Here is an 18,030-nt window from a genome sequence, read left to right on the forward strand (position 1 = left end):
CGCCCTGACTCTTTGGCGTCTGATGGACCCGGCTACCTGCGCTGATGGAATTGGCAGACCGAACCGGCAGGTACCGTTGGGCGGTGAAACCAGCTGATGTGCGACGCCTGAAAGATGGAGACCTCGAGACGCGGAAGGACAATCTGCGGCTCTTGGTCGAGCGGGCCGGGTACGGCGACACATCCGCCAAGGAAGCATTGCGTGCGCTGGTGCGCGACTATTCCGACTATCACCGGTCGCTTTACAGCCAGGCGTTGAATCATGCGGCGGTCTTCGGTGACGACAGCCTCGAGGCACCGTTGCTCGCGGCGCTTGCCGATACTCGGTACAACTGCCAGGCGTGGGCGGCGATGGGGTGTGCGGCGCTCGGGTTCCGCGACGCGGTGCCCGGTTTGGTCGCGATGCTGGAACATCCGCAGGAGTACGCCCGGGTGCAGGCGGTGATAGCGCTGGGGGCACTCGGTGACGAAACGGCTGTCCCGGCAATCACTCCCCTGTTGCGGGACCCGATCGCGGGAATGCGCGAGCGTGCCGCTGAAACCCTCGGCATGCTCGGCGGCGAGGTGGCCCTGGCCGCGCTGTGGGACGAATTCGAGAACCGCCGGTACTACCGCATCGGCTACATCGCCAGCGCCCTGTCCACCTTCACCCCGGACGTCATCCCGAGGCTGTGCGAGGCGGCCGGCAGCAACGACCCGAACCAGCGGTATTGGGCCGCCGTCGCGCTCGGTTCGACCGGCGACGATCGTGCCGTGCCGACGCTGGAACGGCTGATGGCCCACGACCGAGGCGCAACCGTCTTCGACGGGATGGTGAACGTCGCCGCGAAGAAGGGCCTCCGCACGCTCCGACGAATTCAAGCCGCGATCGCAGCCCGCGAATCCTGAGAGCGGTAGCCGACCCGCGTTAACGCATGGATTCGTTTCATGGCCAGGCGGCCTACGCGAGCGGCTCGGCTGTTCACGCTCTCCGGGTACGTTGTTCGAGAGCCTTGGACAAGGCTCTACAGGAGTGGTGATGAACTACTTTGCCTTCGTAGTCCTTTCGGTGGGCGGCTTCACGGCCTGCGCCGAATTCGGTTCGTACGCTTTCGTTCACCCCGTCATTCGGCGCCTGCCGCCTGTCCACCACGTGGAAGTGGAGCGGGGGCTTTTGAAGACGTTCGGCCGGGTGATGCCCGTCGCGATGACTCTCACCGTCGTGCTCGCCATCGCCTACGCCGTGCATGCCTGGGGTGACGGCGGCGCCCCGCGAATCCTTGCTTGCGGTGCCGCGGTCACGCTGGTGGTGGCGCTGGTGTCGACGATCATCTTCAACGTGCCGATCAACCGGGCGACCGGAAAGTGGGATCCCGAGCATCCTCCGGAGACCTGGAAGGCCACCCGCGATCGCTGGGAGTTCTTCCAGGCGTTGCGATCCTGGCTCCTGCTCATCGGCTTCGTCCTGTTGGCGGCCACCGTCTCGGCGCAACTGCCCTGACCGAACCTTCCGATGGATGCGTTTCAGGGCCACGCACCATCCGCGAGCGACTCGTGGTTGCGGCGATAGATGCCGGGTGCGATTCCGTACTCGCGTTTGAATGCCTTGGCGAAGGCGAATTCCGAGGTGTATCCGATCTGGCGGGCGATGGTCGCCAGGGGTGCGTGGTCGTGGCGGAGCAGGCGTGCGGCGGTGATCATGCGCCAGCGGGTGAGGTAGGTGAGGGGTGGTTCGCCGACCAGGCGGGTGAATCTGCGGGTGAAAGTGGCTCGGGCCAGGCCGATTTCGGCTGCCAGGCGATCCACCGTCCAGGGTTCGGCGGGGTGGGCGTGCATTCGATGCAGGCTGTGGCCGATCGCCGGGTCGGCCATGGCCGCGGTCCAGCCGGTGGCTCGGGTGCCGTACCAGGCTCGCAGGATGTAGATCAGCAGGGCTTCCACCAGGGCGGTGACGATGGCGTCGCCGCCGGGGCCGGGTGAGCGGATTTCGTTGGCGAGCAACGCGATCGCGGCAGCCAGCCGGGGTTCCCGGGAGCTGGGCAGGTGCACCACCTCCGGTAGATCGGCGAGCAGTGGGTGGCGTCTGCTCTGCTCGATCCGGTAGGCGCCGGACAGCAGCGTCGTCTCCTCGCCGTCGCCGCCGATCGTGATCCTGTCGACACGATGGACGACCACCGGGTCGACCGGCTCCGCCGTGGCGGGGTTCGCGAGTGTGTGCGGCGACCCTGCCGGGATCAGCACGACATCCCCGGCGCGCAACACGATCGGCTGTGCGCCGTCGCGAATCAGCAGGCACTCGCCGTCCACGATGACGTGGAAACCGAATCCCCGCCGCCCGCCGAAGCGCAATCCCCAGGGTGCACGGGCGTGCGTGTGAACGGAAAGAGCGGGAGCGGTAGTCGATGCGGCGACCGCCTCACTCAGTACGTCGAGCTTCATCGTGGCTTCCCATGATCCGATCGAACATGTTTCGGGCACATTCCACCATGGTTCGGATCAATCCCGGCTCATAGCGTCAGTGCGACAGCACAATTCGTCCAGAGGAGATCCTCGTGTCGCATCCTTCCTCCGTCATCGTCACGGGCGCCGCGCGCGGCATCGGTCGCGCCGTCGCCGAACGACTCGGCTCGGCCGGAGCCGGTGTCATCGTCAACTATCGGTCCGATGCGGCGGCGGCCGAGTCCGTGGTCGCCGCGATCCACGCGGCGGGCGGGCAGGCAACGGCAGTGCAGGCTGATGTTGCTGTGCCCGAACAGGTTCAACACCTCTTCGACGTAGCGCGCGAGAACTACGGCGACCCGAAGATCGTCGTGCACAGCGCGGCGGTCACTCATTTCACTCCGCTGGCCCAGGCCACCGACGCCGACTACGACCGCGTCTTCGACACCAATACCAGGGCCACCTTCGCCACGCTGCGGGCAGCTGCCCGGCAGGTGGTCGACGACGGCCGGATCATCGTCATATCCAGTGGTGCGGCAGTGGTTCCGCGCGCCGGCGCGGGGTTGTACGCCGCAGGCAAGGCTGCGGGTGATCAACTCGTGCGGGTCCTGGCCACCGAACTCGCACCTCGGCGAATCACCGTCAACAGTGTGCTTCCGGGCCCCACCCGCACCGAGAAGGTAGCGGAAACCATGGGGTCAGCGCAGCTTTCGGTGGTCGCCGCCGAGATCCCGCTCGGACGGCTGGCCGAACCCGCCGATATCGCCGACGTGGTCGCGTTTCTGGCCTCGGAGGGGGCACGCTGGATAACCGGCCAGACCATCCACGCCGGGGGCGGCATGTTTTAGATCTTGCGCAGATTCCTTGTGGCGGTGCACAATTCCTGCGTCAAGATTGTTTGGCCGTCGGTAGGCGGTCCGGGGAGGGTCACTGTGAGTATCAAGAGTGGGTACGTTCGTGCTGCGCTGGGCACGGTCATTATCGGTGCGGCCGTCGTGGTTACCGCCGGGGCGGCGAGTGCGGATGTGCAGCTGCAGCCGGTCGACAGCAGCCAGCAGAACGCCGATATCAGCGGGTACGGATCGGGTAGTGCCGCGGGGTCCGGGCACGCGCTCGGCGACATGATCGGGCGCCTGCTGTTCCACAACGACGACAACTGACCCTGCGGGTCGGTACCGCCCGTGACCTCGGTGGAGGTCACGGGCATTTTTTGTTCCGCGTGGGATTCACGGTTCGGGATGTGCGGCGGGCTACGGTACGCGCCGTAGGGATGGAGATTCCCGGATAGGAGCGGTGTGCAGATGGGGCGCTGGACGTTCGGGGTGCGGGTCGTGTTCGTTGTCGGCTGTGTGCTGGCGGGGGCCGGGATGCCGACGGCGGGCGCGGATCCCGATGCGCAGTCGCGGCCGCTGGGCTGTGTCCCCGAGATCGGGACGCTGCAGATCATTCCGCCGCTGCCGGGGCTGTTCCTGCCGCTGCCCAGTATCAAGGGGCCGTCGGAGTTCGATGATCTGCCGGTCGCACCGGCGGGGCTGGAATTTCCGCCCAGCGTGGAATTGCGGGACACCACACAGGGATTCAACGATGTCGTCGAAGTGGTGCTGCGTGAGGGCGCACTGTACGCGCGGCCGCGCGGATCGGCTGGGCCGTGGCGGGCGGTCGCCACTCCCGGCTGCCTGGCGGGGCAGATCGTCGCAATGTCGTTGAACAACAACATGCTTGTCGCCGCGGATGCGAACGGGTGGATCTATTCGCTCGACAATCTGCTCTCCGGCCCGCTGCTGTGGAACTGGACCTACTCGTACGGCGCGCCCATCTGGCTGTGGCCGGGTGATCGGGTCGCGGCCGCGGACACCACCGCGCAGACCTGGGCGATCAGTCACCGCATGTCGACGAGTTTCGATGACGCGGAAGGGAATCGGCATCCGACGACGGCGGGCCTGGTCGAGTTGGTCAGCCTCACCGGCGACGGATCACGCATCGTCTATCAGGACCCGTGGCTACCGCCGGACCGCAGCTACGAGATCGGCGGACCGCTGGACGGACGCTTCATCTCGAACTCGCTGTCGGTCTCCGGATCGGTCACCTTCGTCATGAACCGCTACGGCGATATGTACACCCGCAAGTACGACCTGGATATGGCCGGCGCCAACCACATTCCGGGCCGCTACACCTGGCAGGAGCAGGGACGCAAGCCGTCCGCGCCCAACCAGCTGGTGGAACGGTTCGACCCGCAGTACGCCGCCATCTCCCTGCCCGCCCAGGACTGGATCGCGCAGCCGAAGATTCCGGGCGAGATCACCGGCCGCATTTCCGTGCACGACAGCGGGCCCCTGGTGGAGAACCGGGAACTGCGCGTCGAGGGCCGCCGCGACGGCGTCACCGGCTACTGGTTCAAGGATCTCGCCGCAGCGGACTGGCAGTTCACGGCGACGAATCAGCCACTGCAACAGCAGATTCTGTCCGCCAACCCCAACCTCGACCAGTCCTCACTCACCCTCGCGCCGGAAAGCGAGCTGTCCTTCCGCGGCGCGCTCCCGACGGGCTGGACCCTGGCCGTCGACCACTTCGACTGGGCCCAAACCAAACACGCCGTCACCCTCACCTCCCCCACCGGCCACGCCTACCCGATCGCCCTCTACACCACCGATGAACTGCGCCTGCTGCCCCGAGGCGAAGGGCTCGACCAGAACCCCCGCGGACTCGAGGGGGCCCTCGATCTCCGCCCCGCCGACCCCCGCAATCCCGACAACGCGGAACTCGCCCGATTCATCGACTCCACCCTCAACGGTCAGCAGATCTACGAGGTGAAAGTCGAAGCCACCGAGTCACATCTGGTCCTGGACCCGCTCGGCAGCGTCCTCGACCGCACCTGACGCGGCTCCTGAGTCAGTTCGGCGACGGGGTGAGCGCGGCCTTGTTGGCGCGCACCCAGTTGGTGTAGTCGCCGGGCTCCCGGCCGGTGATGTCGAAAACTGCGGGCAGCACTGCGGATTCGTCGAGGCCGCCGTGTCCGTAGAAGTTCATGAAGGCGTCCGCGTAGGCGGCGGGCATCTGGGTCAGCATTTCCGCGTAGCTCTCCTCGTCGCTCAGCGCGACCACGCGCAGCGGTCGCGAGAGTTCGGCGGCGAGGATCTCGACCTGTTCGATCGCGCTCAAAGACTGTGGCCCGCTCAATGTGTAGGTCCGGCCCGCGTGCGCATCGTCGACCAGCGCGACCGCCGCGACCGCGCCGATATCCGCCGGATCGATGACCGCCGTGCGGACGCCCGCGAACTGCAATCGCAGTTCGTCGCCCGCCCGCAGCTGCGGCAGCCATCGGAAGGTGTTGGACATGAACGACGCCGGGCGCAACACGGTGGCGGGCAGGCCGGATGCCGCCACCAGCTGCTCGGCTCCCGCCATCATCGCCGTAACCGCATTGCTCATGTCCCGCGAACCCGCCGATCCACCCGAAAGCTGCACCACGCGTGCGACTCCCGCGCGTTTCGCCGCATCCAGCAGGCCCGCCGCGCCTGTGTAGCCGGGCAGCAAGAATATGCCCTCCACCCCGTTCAGCAGCGGCAGCAGTGTCTCGGCCGCATCGAGATCGCCGGTGACGATCTCGGTCCCCGCGGGCAGCCGCGCCGCGCGCGGATCCCGCACCACGGCACGAACGGGGTGGTCACCGGCCCACAGTGCCCGCACAACCTCGGATCCGACATTGCCGGCAGCGCCGGTCACCAAGTACATCGCCATCTCCTCATCAGCCGGAAAGCCCTGTCATTCAGCAGCTTCCGCTCCAACCGTAGGCGGCTCGAGCACCGATGGGGCCGAATCAGTTGCGGGCCGGATCTGCCGATGCTGAGACAGTGGTGTGTTGGGCGGCGAGTTCGCCCGCCAGGGACCAGGTTCGGTGCTCGTCGGCGGGGCCGGTCAGGTCGGTGCTGACGAGGACTACCTCGGTGGCTCCGGCCTCGTAGTAGCGGCGGATCCCGGCGGCGACGGTTTCCTCGTCGCCGATGAGGGCGAGTTCGCCTGCGCGTGAGGCGCCTTCCAGGTCGATGACCCGGCGGTAGGACGGTATCTGCTCGTAGAACGCGAGGCGCTCGAGCGCCTGTGCGCGGGCGGCGTCGACATCGGCGGTGACCACGGCGGGGACGAAGGCGACCACGCGTGGGGTGCGTGCCGAGGCACGGGTGATCGCGGGAACGATGGTCCCGGCCAAGCCCTTCGGACCGGCCAGGAACGGCAGAATTCCGTCGGCGAGTTCACCGGTGACCCGCAATGCCTGCGGTCCCATTGCCGCCACCAGGACCGGCGTTCGCGGCTGCGCTCCGGGTAGGGCGGTCGGCCAGGGCGGCGCGGCGGCGAGCAGTTCGCCATGGAATTCGGCGGTCCCGGTATCGAGCAATTGGGTGATCGCGGTGAGGAATTCACGCAGACGAGCGATCGGCCGATCGAAAGGGGCGCCGAACGCACCGGCGACCAGGGCCGAGCCGAGCGCCACGCCCAGGTGATACCGGCCGTGCGTCGCGGCCTGCGCGGTTTGCGCCTGTGCGGCGACGATCAGCGGATGGCGGCCGACCACCGGAATCGCCGAGGTACCGACCTGCAGTCCCGGCACCTCACGGCCGACGATCCCGGCCAGCGCGGGCGAGTCATAGTCCATTCGCTGCCCGAACCACACCGATCCGACACCCAATTCGTGCACCACCCGAGCCTGGTCCACAATCGCGTCGACATAGTTGTCCGCATTCGTTGCGGCGAGCGCAATTCCGAGAGTCATGCCGTGGGCAACCCCCGCATGTCAGGGCCTGTTCCCGTAATGCGGTGATGAAATCACCATGAGCACAATGCCTTTGGCGACTTGCACGAGTCGATCCGATCGCCGAGCCGCGCGGGTCGTCGGGGGCCTGCCTATACTGATCGCCTGTTTGTCGACCGTCCAGGAGGAATGTGGTGGGGGGCGATTGGCTGCTGGGCATCGCATTCGGGACGACGGCGACCGCCGCGGCTGGGCTGGAGGTGGCCGCCGGACAGGTGACGCCGATCCGGATGCCCGGCGGCGTGATCGTGATCCCGGCGGATCGGGACGGGGCGATATCGGCACTGCGAGCGGTCCTGCATGCCGCGATGTCCGCGCGCAGCGGACCGCCACCGGCCGGATTGGCGCTCGCGTACCCGGATGGGTTGCCGCCCCATCAGGTCGAGACGCTCGCGCAAGCGACTGCGGCGCTGGGGTATCCGGCGAATCTCGTCCGGCTGATCCCGATCTCGGCTGCGGCAGCACACAATTCGGCCGCCTACCCCGACGACAACCCGGCTTCGGCCGCCGCCCGCGGCGCACTACTCGCCGTCATCGGCCCGGCCCCGTCGTATCAGGCTCCGCAGCAACCGACTCCGCAGCGGAGCCCGGCCCCGGCAGCCGCGAGGCCACCCGCGCAGCAACCTTGGGTCTGGGTGGCCATCGCCGCCGCCGTCCTCGTGATCGCCGGTGGGACAACGACAGCCATCGTGCTGACGAGCAGCGGCGACGACACCACCTCGGCGACCGGTACCACCACGACACGGTTCACCACATCACGCCCGACCACTACCCCGGTTCCCACGACCAGTGCCGTGGCGACCGTGCAGCCGGATCTGCCGTCGGCGACTCCACCGCCGCCTCCGCCGGAGACCACCACACCCAGCCCCGAGCCGCCACCGACCACCACGGTGCGGCCCGCTCCGTCGACAGCGAAACCCGAACCGTCGCAACCCGATACGCCCGAGACGACGCCACCGGTGAAGGACTACCATGAGGCCTACGTCCGGGGGTCCTGCCAAGGATTTCTCAAAGTGTTGCACACGTATCCCGGCGGCCTTGCACAGATGCGCGCGCAGATGGTGCGGCCGTTCTACATGTCACCGGACGAGTGGGCCGAAGCGTTCGATCGCGCGGAATCCGGGTCATGTTATTGACACCCCGGCGGTAAGTAACTCCTGTCCGGGTCAGTTGGCCGGTGCGATATGGCTGTACACCGCACCCGCAACGGCCGCATCGCCCCGGGGTGACGGGTGGAACGGCAGGCCGACCAGGTTCACCTTCGGATCCAGCGCGCCGAGCACCCACGGATCGGCCGAGCACAGCCCGTGTCCGGCGGTAGTCGTCCGGGCGTCGACGAAGTCGATCGAAAGCAGCTGGGCCGCATCGCGTTCGGCGTCGTCGACCTTGTTCCAGAATGCGTTGATGGCGCCGCCGCGCGGCTGGACGTAGCGGAACACACCCAGCACGTCGAGGCACCAGTCGTTCGAACCGGCCGGTGCCAGTTCGGGATAGCCGACGAGTTCGATCTTCGCGTTCGGCGCGTAGTACTTCACGTAGTCGACGACCTTGCGTACCCGGTCGGCGTAGGCCGGGCCGTTGACCGTGTCGAGGTCGGGCCATCGCCCCTGGGTGACCGCGTCGGCGTCACACCCCTGGTCGAGGTTGAAGGCGCACGTCAACTGTGCGGGCGCGTCGGCGGTGGTGGCCGAATCGTGCGGCCATTCGTCGTTGGCGCCCAACTGGATCGCCACCACCTTGGTGCGCGGCCCGAACGCCCCGTTCTTGGCCGCCTTGATGGCCAACTGGGCCAAGGTATAGCCGTCCCGGCCCGGAACCTGCTGGCCGCTCGCGGTCACCGGTCCGCTGTCGATCGAGGCGTTGGTGCAGGTGGCGTTCTCGAAGTCCGCGGCCTCGACGCCCATCAGCGTGCTCAACTGGACGGGCCAGGAGGTGTCGCGGTGCAGGCATTCGTGTGCGGCGGCATCATCGTTGCCGTCGCATTTCACCAGTACCCCGTCGCAGGGCGGGTTCGCGGCGAACGAATCGCCCATCACCACCAGCGTGCGGCCCGCGGCGGCGGTCGCGTCGTCGGCGGCGGCGACGCCGGTCGCACCGGCCGCGGCGAGCACGGCGACGATGGCCGGCAGCACCGCTCCGAATTTGTTCTTGTTCAAGGCAATTCCTCCCCGACAGAAAATAGCGTGTGGACGACTCCCTCGCTCACGAAGCCGGCGGGACGATCATGTAGGTCAGTTTCGGCCAGGCGACCGACATCGGGACCAGCGGATCACGGCAGATCCATACGGTCACGTGGTGGTTCTGCCCGGCGATGCCGAGCGGGTTGTCCATCTGCAGAACCGGTGTGGCATGCGCGAATTCGGCCAGGAAGGCCCGCTGCTCGGGTGCGTCGTTGTAGCCGACGTACAGGAAGGTGCGGGTCGAGTCCGGCGGCGGGCCGAATTCGCCGAATCCGCGATTGGGGCTGTAGACGGGCGGAATCCATTGGGTCTGCCGGTAATGGTCGAGCGCCCCGGCCTCGTTGTACGCCTCGGTGACGACCACGGCGTCGGCCTGCTCGGCGGGCGGCAGGCCGATCGCCACCCCGTGCACCGCGTCGGCCAGATCGGCCCAGTCGTCGTTGCCGTAGTGCTGCAGGAATCCCCAGTAGCCGTTGTTGGGCACGGTGATCCAGCTGCGCGGGTACGGCAGCGTCGCGAGCAAGGCGGTCAGCACCGCGGAGGCGACCATGAGTCCGGTGAACAGCCGCCGCAGCCCCGATCGCGCACCGTCGGTCTCGAGCAGACCGGACAGGGTCGCGGCGCCCGCGCCGAAGATCGCCGGAACGACCCCGGCCACGTAGTAGGACCGGCCGTGCTCCGCGATCACCAGCACGATCATCAGCAGAGCCGCGACCAGTACGAACCGGTAGGGCCGCAGCTTCGGCGATCGAGCCAGCCCGTAGAGGCCCAGCACCCCCAGGCCGCCGCCGAGGAATCCGGTGGTGATCATGATCGCCGCCACGGTCCCCCACTGGCCGCCGTCGCTGCCCGCCGTCTCCTTGGCGATGGCGGCGTTGGTGGCCAGTTGCGGCCAATGGTGGTGGGCCTGCCAGAGCAGGGACGGCGTCATGGCGAGCCCGAAGATCAACAGCCCCAGCCACAGTGCGGGACGGCGCAGGATCTCGCGCGGCCCGGCGACGAGCATGCCGAAGCCGACGCAGGCGGCCAGCATCAGCACCAGCCATTTGTCCTGGACATCGAGGGCCGCGACCACGCCCACCCCGATCAGCAGGCGGTCGCGGCGGGTGCGTACCCAGCGGACGAACAGCCAGACGATCGTGGCCTGCAGCGCGACATCGAGGGCGACACTGTCGAGCACGGTGAAGGCGACCACGAAGGGCGAGGCGGCGTAGCCCGCCGCGGCCATGAACTGGTAGCGCGGCCGGGCCCCGCATTCGAAGGCCACGGCGGCCGCGAGTACCGACACCGCGACCAGCAGCAGCAATCCGGGAATCCGCAGCGCGAGCACCGAGCCGGGTGCGAGCAGGTCGCACAGCCGCGCGATCAGGGGGATGGCGGGTCCGTTGTCGACGTAGTCGACGGCCAGCCGCCGCCCGCAGGCGAGGTAGTACAGCTCGTCGCCCGCCAGCTGGAAGCGGGCCGCGGAGACCGACCACACCAGCGTGATCAGACCGGAGATCAGCAGGACGCCCCGCCACGCGAATACCGTTGGTGCGGTGTGTGATTCGTGTTCAGAGGTAAAGGTGAGCGTCATTGCTGGAACAATCCTCATCGTGCGACGGCCAGGTCACATCCGGCAGCGAGCGTGACGCGGGACACAGCACCAGACAGGTAATGGAAAATATCGTTATTTCACTTTGAAGGCAAGCGAACACCCCGTTCACATCGGCGACCCCGGGGGCCGAAGCTCATCACCCCGACCCACCTGCACCTACAGGTACGCGAGAGTCAGAGCGTGCCGTTCTCGATGTCGCGTTTCAGCGCCGCCTGATACGCCTGATGCGACGAGATGCCATTGTCGGCGGTGAAGGACAGCAGCAGCGGATTCGTGGTGAAGGTGATGTGCTCGTTCACCGTCGTGGTCCCGTTGCCGTTGTCGGTGAAGGTGATCTTCTGCTGGGTGATGACGCTGGGATCGTCATAGCTGTTGGTCGTGTAGTAGTGGTCAGCCGGATGCAGGATCTGCTCGGCCTGCGTCTTCGCGGGATAGTCGACCGATCCCATCGGCACGTTCTCCAGCGCGGTGAAATCGTTGGTCGTCGTCACGCCGTCGCTGCAGGTGCGATGCATGATGATGTCCTTCAGGAACGGATGCCGCCCGATGTCGTTGCGCAGGTTCGAATACGCGGTCCACACGTGCGCGATCGGTGCGTTGATGGTGATCGGCAGATCGACCGTCCGCGACGCCTGCCCGGAGGAGGGACTCTTCTGCGCGGCCTGATAGGCGGCCCATCCGGTTTGCCAGCCCGGGGTGTAGGAGTTCGGGGTATCGGTACAGGTCGGAGCGGAATCCGCTTGCGCTGCCGGTGAACCCGTCACCGCGAACGACAGGGCCAGAGCACAGCCCACAAGATATTTCACGGCGTGACTGTAACCCGTTCTCGTGCGACGAAGATCATTAACCGTCGATAGGGTTGCCGGATGGAACTGATCGGTGTCCGCACCTTCGTCGCGGTGGCGGAGGCCGGACAGTTCCAGGAGGCCGCGCTCACGCTCTCGATCACCCAGCAGGCGGTGTCCAAACGCATCGCGACCCTGGAAAAAGACCTGGGTACGCGGTTGTTCGCGCGGACCGCCCGGGGCGCCGAACTGACCCTCGACGGGCAGACGTTCCTGCCGCACGCCCTCGAGTTGCTGCGGGTAGCGGCACGGGCCGCCGGCTCGGTGCGGCCCGGACAACGCGGGCTGCGCGTGGATGTGGTCGCCCGGCGGATCAAGACTTCCGGACTCCTCCAGGATTTTCATCGCGCGCATCCGGCGATCGAGCTGGATGTGGTGACCCTCGAGGGCGACCTCGAGGCGGCGGTGGCAGCGGTCGAGGCCGGAGCCGTCGACGCCACGTTCCACGCGGTCCCGGCGCAGCGTCGGCTGCCCACGTCGATCAGCGCGACACCCGTCATCGCCGAACCACACCAGGTGCTCGTCGGTCCCCGGCATCCGCTGGCCGATGCGGACGCCGTCACCCCCGCTCAGCTTGCCGCGCACCGAATCTGGATGCCGGGACTGCCGACGAGCGGCGAAGTCGCCGACTACTACGCCGAACTCGCCGCCACCTTCGATCTCACCATCGACACCAGCCTCCCGATCTTCGCGAAAGAGTCACTGCTGGAGGATCTCTCGCACTCTCCCGACCTGACGATGCTGGTCGGTGAAGGCACGCAATACCTCTGGCCGGACAGCTACGACCTCCGGCGCATCCCGCTGCGCGACCCGACACCGATCTATCCGATGTCACTCATCTGGCGCACCGACAACCCCCACCCCGCCCTCACGGACCTGCGCGCCTACCTCGACATCCGGCACAGCGAGCTCGCCGACACCGAGTACTGGACGCCGACCTGGCGATATCGCGCGGCCCCACACTGATGGCCGTCGTGGAGTCACAGCGTCGGCAATTCGTAGGTCAACGGTGACCTTGTGATGACCCTCCTGTCCTAGGGTGGGGCGATGGGCCAAGACAGGCTCGCTCATCAGGGCGGGACGCCGACGGTGGTGCGTACTGCCGGGGCACTGGTCGCCGCCGAGGGCGCGGTCGGTGCGGCGGCGGCGATCCGGGTGGGCTGGCATGTGGCGACGGGCGCCGGTTCGCTGCACGCCGGGAAATTCGCGGGCACGGCGTTCCTCATCGGTCTGGCCGCCGTGGTGCTGTATTCCGGGATCGAGTTGATCCGCGGCCGCTGGTGGCCGCGCACCACCGCCACCATCGCGCAGATCCTGTTGTTCGGGCTGGCCTGGCTGGCGGTCACCACGGGGCATCCGGGGCTGGGCATCCCACTGGGCGTGCTCACCCTGATCGTGCTGGGCCTGCTGTTCTCACCACCGTCCAACCGCTGGATGGCGACGCCGTACGACCTGTCGCCCCAGGTGTGGCATCCGCACGGTCACGGATAGCCTGGGCGCATGTCGCCCGATACGTCGTCAGACCTGCGAGAGACCTTGGAACCGGCCCGTTTTCAGCCGCTTCCCGATCCCCGCCCCGCGGACGAGGTATGGCCGGAGATGACCTGGCCGGTGCCGTCCGGCACAGTACTGTGCGGCGACACGGTCGAGTTGCGCCCCGTCGACGCGGCGGCGGATGCGGCGGCGCTGTTCGGGGCCCTCGATCACGATGCGGTGTGGGCGCATATCCCGGGGCGGCCGGAGGTCGCGGGACAGTTCGAAGACCGGCTGCGGCAGGCGGATGCGGCCGCGGACTGGCAGATGTGGACCGTGCGCACCCGACGCCCGGTCGGCGACGTGCCCGCCAGCGAGATCGTCGGCGTCACCGCCTATCTGGATGTCCGGCCCCGCGATGCCGGGATGGAGATCGGATTCACGGTCTACCACCCGTCGGTGTGGGGTACCGCGGTCAATCCGGAAGCCAAACTGCTGCTGCTCGAATACGCCTTCGAGACGCTCGGGGTCGGGCGAGTCCAGTTGAAGACCGATATCCGAAACCATCGCTCGCAGCAGGCGATCGCGCGCCTGGGCGCGAAATACGAAGGGACGCTGCGCCGTCAGTTCCGCCGCGGCGACGGCACCGTACGCGACAGCGTGCTGTTCTCGATCACCGCGGAGGATTGGCCGGAGGTCCACGCCCGGCTCATCCAGCGGCTCACGCCGCATGCCGGATGATGATGTTGCCCATGGTGTTCCGGGCGATCACCTGAACGGTCTCGCTGTCCGGACCGACCGGGGCGAGCCGGTTGTGGACGCCGCCATTGCCATTGGTGTCCAGCTGCGCCGCGCTGCCGGGGTGAATGCCGACCTCCAGCTCACCCATGGACGTCTCCAACCGCATGACCCCGCGCACGGCCTCGCCGATGCGAATATCGCCCTTGGCGGCCTTCGCCGTCACCGATCCGCGCGGCCGGTCGACGATGATCTCGCCGACGGCGATCTCCAGCGCGGTATCGCCGAGTTCGCCCGTGCCGTGAATGCTGCCTACCCCGGCGCTGCCGGTCAGCCGCGAACCCGTGGGCACCTGGATGGTCACCTCGATCGACGGGTTGCCGCCGAAGGGCGTGTAGGTGCGCCACTGCTTCGGCGTCTTCACCGTCAGCACGCCGTCGGTGAAATCGACCTGGGTGAGCTCGGCGGCGCGCACGTCGCCCTTCTTGGCCGGGTCGGCCGGGCGCACCTCGACCACGGTCTCGGTGCGGTCGGCGGCGTCGACGGTGACCCGGCCGGACAGGATCTCGACGGTGACGGCGATCGGCGCGGGGGTCTGGAAGGCGGGCATGGCGTGCTCCTCGGTTATCGGTAGCCGATGTCGGCTGGTGAAAACCACTCTCGCCGCCCCGGCTGATACGGACCTGACACCGATCTGACACGCCCGGTCACATCACGGCAGAATGTCCGGGTGCAGATCGGGATGCTAGGACCGCTCGAAATCCGAATGACCGACGGCGGATTGCTCGAGGTGCCGGGCGCCCGGTTGCGGGCGCTGCTGATCGCACTCGCCCTCGAACCCGGGCGCGCGGTTCAGAAAGCGACGCTGGTCGACTGGATCTGGGGCGAGCAGCCACCCGCCGACGCGGCGAATGCGCTGCAGGCGCTGGTCTCCCGGTTGCGCCGGTCGCTGCCCGAAGGATCGCTGGGCGTGGAGGCGGGCGGCTATCGGCTGGCCGTGCAACCCGCCGACGTCGACGCCGTGCGTTTCGAACAGCTGCTGGACCAGGCCCGCGGCGGTGACGACGCCCGCCGGGCCGACAGCCTGCGCGAGGCGCTCGAATTGTGGCGCGGCACGCCGATGCAGGACGTCGACATGCGCGACAACGAGGCCTTCGAGGCCGCCGTCACCCGGCTCGAGAGCTTGCGCGCGGCCGCCCAGGACGACCTGTACGAGGTGGAGATCGGCCTCGGCCGCGGTCCCGCGCTGATCGCCGAACTGACCGAGCTGGTGGCCCGTAATCCGTTGCGGGAGCGGCTCGCCGCGGCATTGATGCGCGCTCTGGCCGCCGCGGGCCGGGTCACCGAGGCACTGGCGGTGTATCAGCAGACCCGCGAGACGCTGGCCGACGAACTGGGCGTCGACCCGTCGGCGGACCTGTCCGCGCTGCACGTCGCGCTGCTGCGGGGCGAGGTCGGCGGGCAGACCGCCGACCGCAGCACTAATTTGCGGGCCGAATTGACCAGCTACGTCGGCAAATACGCCGATGTCGCGGCCGTCCGCGACCTCATCTCCCAGCACCGCCTCACCACGGTGACCGGTCCGGGCGGCTCGGGCAAGACCCGCCTCGCGCTGGAAACCGCGCAAACCCTGCTCGCGGATCTGCCGGACGGGGCCTGGCTGGTGGAACTCGCCTCGCTCAGCATCGGCGACGACGTGGCCCAATCAGCGCTCGCCGCACTCGGATTGCGGGACGCACTGCTGGGCGGCGGACCCAATGCCGAACCCATGGACCGCCTCGTCGCCGCGCTGCGCGACCGCGAAACCCTCCTGGTACTGGACAATTGCGAGCACATCATCGAGGCCGCGGCCGCGTTCGCGCACCGGCTGCTCGGCGAATGCCGCCGCCTGCGCATCATCGCCACCAGCCGCGAACCACTCGGCATCACCGGCGAGGCGCTGTGGCAGGTCGAACCGCTGAGCCTGCCCGCCACCGACGCCGACCCGGCCGCGATCGCCGCCTCCCCCGCCGTGGAACTGCTGCGCGACCGGGCGAGCGCCGTGCGCAAAGATCTCGGCTCCGACGCCGCCGCCCTGGCCACCATGGGCCGCATCTGCCGTGCGCTGGACGGGATTCCGCTCGCGATCGAGCTGGCGGCCGCCCGGCTGCGCACCATGTCCCTGGACCAGCTCGCCTCCCGGCTCGACGACCGCTTCCGCCTGCTGACCGGTGGCAGTCGCACCGCGATCCCACAGCACCGCACCCTGCGCGCGGTGGTCGACTGGAGCTGGGAGTTGCTCGATGAACCCGAGCGCGCGGTACTGCGCCGGCTCGCCGTGTTCTCCGGCGGTGCGAGTCTGGAAGCGGCCGAACAGGTTTGCGCGGGAACCGTCTATGGCGAAGACGCGGTCGAGCAGTGGGAGGTGCTGGAACTACTGACCTCCCTGACCGAGAAGTCGCTGCTGGTCGTCACCGAGGACAAGGGCCCGCGCTACCGCATGCTCGGCACCATCGGCCAATACGCCCGGGAGCGACTCGACGAAGCGGGCGAAGCGGATTCGGCCCGCCGCGCGCATCTCGCGTATTTCACCGGACTGGCCGCGACCGCGGACTCCCACCTGCGCCGCGGCGAACAACTGGAGTGGCTCGCCATTCTCGAAGCCGACCACGACAATATCGCCGCCGCGATGCGCGGTGCGTTGGCCGCGCAGGACGCCGACGGGGCGACCCGGCTCGCGGCGGCGGCCGGGTGGTACTGGTGGCTCGGCGGCCACAAGACCGAGGGCATGGAACTGGTCACCGCCGCCGCCGATGCGGCTGAGCGAGCGGGCAGCACGGAGTCGGCGGCAGCCGGCACGGGGCAGGCCCCGGGCACCGTGGATGACGAGACCCTCGCCACGGTCTACGGGCTGGTCGTGCATTTCGCGACCACCGGGCCGAACGATCAGTTCGCCGTGGAGGAATGGATCACGAAGGCCCACCGGCACGGACAGGCCGGCCACGACAACCGAGCCGACCACGACGACCGGCGCGGCCATGGCTCGGCTCGCCATCCGGCCCTGGTGTTCGTGAGCGCGCTGGAACGCCTGCTGCACGGACCCGACGAGTACCTGCCCGCCTTCGAGGCACTCCTGACCGACGAGGATCCGTGGGTGCGGGCCCTGGCCCGGCTGCAACTGGGCAAGATGCGCGTCATGCTCGGCCAGGACGGACCGGAGGTGGATGAGCATCTCGAGCGCGCGCTGGCCGAGTTCCGGGCCGTCGGTGAGCGCTGGGGCATCTCGTTCGCGCTCACCGAACTCGCGGAGCGCCTCGCCATGAGTGGTGAATTCGCCCGTGCGGCCGCGCATTTCGAAGAGGCGATCGCGGTGGTCACCGAGGTCGGTGCGATCGAGGACATCGCCCGGATGCGCTCGCGGCAAGCCCAATTGTTCTGGCTGCTGGGCGATTCGGAGGCGAGCGCGGCCGCCGCCGCCGAGGCGCAGCGCTGGGCGGATCGCACGGCCTGGCCCGGCTCGCTGGCCCAATTGGCCTTGGAGCGGGCCGAACTGGCCCGCTGGAGCGGTGACACCGTGGAAGCCCGCCGCCAGCTCGAGGTCGCCGGCGCCCAGCGCATCGATGTCGAGGCGGAGTACCTCGTGGTCGAAATCCATGATCTGCTCGGCTATCTCGCCGAGGATCCGGAGGTGGCCCGCCGTGAGCGGCGGGCGGCGTTGGACGCGGTCTCCGAGCGGGTGGCCGCTCCCCTGCTGGCCCGGATGCTGGTCGGGCTCGCGGACCAGGCCCTGCGAGAGGGGCGCGACGAACACGCGGCCAAGCTGCTGGCCGCGAGTGCCACGGTGCGCGGCATGCCCGATCGCTCCCAGCCGGATGTGGAGCGGATCGAGCGGGAAACACGAAGTCGCCTCGGTGAAATGGGATTCACCGAGGCGACAAGGGTTGGTGCGGAATCGGATTGGCGGGAGTTGGCGGAGGCCACCTTCGCGGACTGA

Annotated in this window: 17 protein-coding genes; 10 read left to right on the forward strand and 7 right to left on the reverse strand. The window is 68.3% G+C overall.

Annotated features, from left to right (window positions below):
- The first annotated feature begins 83 nt into the window (after positions 1-83).
- Complete coding sequence (locus ACFXHA_RS22680) at positions 84-887, forward strand: HEAT repeat domain-containing protein (RefSeq protein WP_379359819.1); 804 nt, start codon at positions 84-86, stop codon at positions 885-887.
- A 130-nt stretch (positions 888-1,017) separates the two neighbouring features.
- Positions 1,018-1,479, forward strand: coding sequence for an anthrone oxygenase family protein (locus ACFXHA_RS22685; RefSeq protein WP_379359821.1), 462 nt, complete (start codon positions 1,018-1,020; stop codon positions 1,477-1,479).
- 23 nt (positions 1,480-1,502) lie between these two features.
- Here the strand turns inward: ACFXHA_RS22685 and ACFXHA_RS22690 are convergent, their stop codons facing one another.
- Positions 1,503-2,417 (reverse strand): AraC family transcriptional regulator, encoded by a 915-nt coding sequence (locus ACFXHA_RS22690; protein ID WP_379359823.1) that lies wholly within the window; start codon positions 2,415-2,417, stop codon positions 1,503-1,505.
- 113 nt (positions 2,418-2,530) lie between these two features.
- Between ACFXHA_RS22690 and ACFXHA_RS22695 the strand changes: the two genes are divergently transcribed.
- From ACFXHA_RS22695 to ACFXHA_RS22705, 3 genes are all read left to right on the forward strand, one after another.
- Positions 2,531-3,265 carry an SDR family oxidoreductase gene (locus tag ACFXHA_RS22695; protein ID WP_379359825.1) on the forward strand — a complete coding sequence of 245 codons (735 nt, stop codon included), beginning with the start codon at positions 2,531-2,533 and terminating at the stop codon, positions 3,263-3,265.
- Between the two features lie 84 nt (positions 3,266-3,349).
- Positions 3,350-3,577 carry a hypothetical protein gene (locus tag ACFXHA_RS22700; RefSeq protein ID WP_379359827.1) on the forward strand — a complete coding sequence of 76 codons (228 nt, stop codon included), beginning with the start codon at positions 3,350-3,352 and terminating at the stop codon, positions 3,575-3,577.
- 141 nt (positions 3,578-3,718) lie between these two features.
- The gene (locus ACFXHA_RS22705; RefSeq protein WP_379359829.1) at positions 3,719-5,293 is read left to right on the forward strand and encodes a hypothetical protein; all 1,575 of its coding nucleotides are present in this window, start codon (positions 3,719-3,721) and stop codon (positions 5,291-5,293) included.
- A 13-nt stretch (positions 5,294-5,306) separates the two neighbouring features.
- Here the strand turns inward: ACFXHA_RS22705 and ACFXHA_RS22710 are convergent, their stop codons facing one another.
- The gene (locus ACFXHA_RS22710) at positions 5,307-6,149 is read right to left on the reverse strand and encodes an NmrA family NAD(P)-binding protein (RefSeq protein WP_379359831.1); all 843 of its coding nucleotides are present in this window, start codon (positions 6,147-6,149) and stop codon (positions 5,307-5,309) included.
- An 85-nt stretch (positions 6,150-6,234) separates the two neighbouring features.
- Positions 6,235-7,185: a TIGR03564 family F420-dependent LLM class oxidoreductase gene (locus ACFXHA_RS22715; protein WP_379359832.1), complete on the reverse strand. Its 951-nt coding sequence runs from the start codon at positions 7,183-7,185 to the stop codon at positions 6,235-6,237.
- A gap of 173 nt (positions 7,186-7,358) precedes the next feature.
- Between ACFXHA_RS22715 and ACFXHA_RS22720 the strand changes: the two genes are divergently transcribed.
- Positions 7,359-8,360 (forward strand): hypothetical protein, encoded by a 1,002-nt coding sequence (locus ACFXHA_RS22720; RefSeq protein WP_379359834.1) that lies wholly within the window; start codon positions 7,359-7,361, stop codon positions 8,358-8,360.
- Between the two features lie 30 nt (positions 8,361-8,390).
- On the opposite strand, the gene ACFXHA_RS22725 is transcribed toward ACFXHA_RS22720, so the two are convergent.
- The 3 genes from ACFXHA_RS22725 to ACFXHA_RS22735 all read right to left on the reverse strand — a co-directional run bounded on the left by ACFXHA_RS22725 (position 8,391) and on the right by ACFXHA_RS22735 (position 11,807).
- Positions 8,391-9,380 (reverse strand): SGNH/GDSL hydrolase family protein, encoded by a 990-nt coding sequence (locus tag ACFXHA_RS22725; protein ID WP_379359836.1) that lies wholly within the window; start codon positions 9,378-9,380, stop codon positions 8,391-8,393.
- A gap of 46 nt (positions 9,381-9,426) precedes the next feature.
- A complete protein-coding gene (locus ACFXHA_RS22730) occupies positions 9,427-10,980 on the reverse strand; it encodes an ArnT family glycosyltransferase (RefSeq protein ID WP_379359838.1) in 1,554 nt (517 codons plus the stop codon).
- Between the two features lie 194 nt (positions 10,981-11,174).
- Positions 11,175-11,807, reverse strand: a complete 633-nt coding sequence (locus ACFXHA_RS22735; protein ID WP_379359840.1) for a hypothetical protein — start codon at positions 11,805-11,807, stop codon at positions 11,175-11,177.
- 60 nt (positions 11,808-11,867) lie between these two features.
- Between ACFXHA_RS22735 and ACFXHA_RS22740 the strand changes: the two genes are divergently transcribed.
- From ACFXHA_RS22740 to ACFXHA_RS22750, 3 genes are all read left to right on the forward strand, one after another.
- Positions 11,868-12,812 carry a LysR family transcriptional regulator gene (locus ACFXHA_RS22740; RefSeq protein WP_379359842.1) on the forward strand — a complete coding sequence of 315 codons (945 nt, stop codon included), beginning with the start codon at positions 11,868-11,870 and terminating at the stop codon, positions 12,810-12,812.
- Positions 12,813-12,893: 81 nt separating this feature from the next.
- Positions 12,894-13,337 (forward strand): hypothetical protein, encoded by a 444-nt coding sequence (locus ACFXHA_RS22745; protein ID WP_379359844.1) that lies wholly within the window; start codon positions 12,894-12,896, stop codon positions 13,335-13,337.
- A gap of 9 nt (positions 13,338-13,346) precedes the next feature.
- Positions 13,347-14,060, forward strand: coding sequence for a GNAT family N-acetyltransferase (locus ACFXHA_RS22750; protein WP_379359846.1), 714 nt, complete (start codon positions 13,347-13,349; stop codon positions 14,058-14,060).
- On the opposite strand, the gene ACFXHA_RS22755 is transcribed toward ACFXHA_RS22750, so the two are convergent.
- The gene (locus tag ACFXHA_RS22755; RefSeq protein ID WP_379359848.1) at positions 14,041-14,667 is read right to left on the reverse strand and encodes a hypothetical protein; all 627 of its coding nucleotides are present in this window, start codon (positions 14,665-14,667) and stop codon (positions 14,041-14,043) included. The two genes, ACFXHA_RS22750 and ACFXHA_RS22755, sit on opposite strands and share 20 nt — an antisense overlap.
- Before the next feature lie 120 nt (positions 14,668-14,787).
- Between ACFXHA_RS22755 and ACFXHA_RS22760 the strand changes: the two genes are divergently transcribed.
- The gene (locus tag ACFXHA_RS22760) at positions 14,788-18,030 is read left to right on the forward strand and encodes a BTAD domain-containing putative transcriptional regulator (RefSeq protein WP_379359850.1); all 3,243 of its coding nucleotides are present in this window, start codon (positions 14,788-14,790) and stop codon (positions 18,028-18,030) included.

It is taken from the genome of Nocardia sp. NPDC059240, from assembly GCF_042753865.1.
GTDB lineage: Bacteria > Actinomycetota > Actinomycetes > Mycobacteriales > Mycobacteriaceae > Nocardia.

Bases quoted from the DNA above. Each gene is read 5' to 3' on its own strand.
- ACFXHA_RS22685 (WP_379359821.1), top strand. From the start codon at position 1,018: ATGAACTACTTTGCCTTCGTAGTCCTTTCGGTGGGCGGCTTCACGGCC.
- ACFXHA_RS22690 (WP_379359823.1), bottom strand. From the start codon at position 2,417: ATGAAGCTCGACGTACTGAGTGAGGCGGTCGCCGCATCGACTACCGCT.
- ACFXHA_RS22705 (WP_379359829.1), top strand. From the start codon at position 3,719: ATGGGGCGCTGGACGTTCGGGGTGCGGGTCGTGTTCGTTGTCGGCTGT.
- ACFXHA_RS22710 (WP_379359831.1), bottom strand. From the start codon at position 6,149: ATGTACTTGGTGACCGGCGCTGCCGGCAATGTCGGATCCGAGGTTGTG.
- ACFXHA_RS22715 (WP_379359832.1), bottom strand. From the start codon at position 7,185: ATGACTCTCGGAATTGCGCTCGCCGCAACGAATGCGGACAACTATGTC.
- ACFXHA_RS22730 (WP_379359838.1), bottom strand. From the start codon at position 10,980: ATGACGCTCACCTTTACCTCTGAACACGAATCACACACCGCACCAACG.
- ACFXHA_RS22740 (WP_379359842.1), top strand. From the start codon at position 11,868: ATGGAACTGATCGGTGTCCGCACCTTCGTCGCGGTGGCGGAGGCCGGA.
- ACFXHA_RS22745 (WP_379359844.1), top strand. From the start codon at position 12,894: ATGGGCCAAGACAGGCTCGCTCATCAGGGCGGGACGCCGACGGTGGTG.
- ACFXHA_RS22750 (WP_379359846.1), top strand. From the start codon at position 13,347: ATGTCGCCCGATACGTCGTCAGACCTGCGAGAGACCTTGGAACCGGCC.
- ACFXHA_RS22755 (WP_379359848.1), bottom strand. From the start codon at position 14,667: ATGCCCGCCTTCCAGACCCCCGCGCCGATCGCCGTCACCGTCGAGATC.